We start from the raw sequence: 227 nt of genomic DNA, 5'->3' as shown, positions 1-227 counted from the left end.
TGCCAGCCTAGGCCTCGAACAAGCATGGCACATCAGCCCTGCATGGATCCAAGACCTCAAAGGCGAAGACCAAGCCACCGCCTCAGGTAACAGCCAAGTCGAAAAACTCAACCAACACCTCAGCGACTACTACGCCGGACAAAGCAAACAATTCATCGCCAAAGCCAGCGTCAGAGACAGCCAAGTCGGCTACTGGTTCAAACTCGATGGCCATCCAGAAATTGAAC

1 protein-coding gene is annotated in these 227 nt (G+C 53.3%); it reads left to right on the top strand.

The genetic code is table 11. The annotated features are described in order from the left end of the window. A partial coding sequence (locus AC1M89_RS14880) for a hypothetical protein (protein ID WP_481614414.1) occupies positions 1-227 on the top strand: 227 nt, incomplete at both ends.

This window comes from Acinetobacter sp. ANC_7635, from assembly GCF_056779945.1.
The sequence above is the reverse complement of the archived record's forward strand: the minus strand, read 5'-3'. Positions and strand labels throughout refer to the sequence as shown.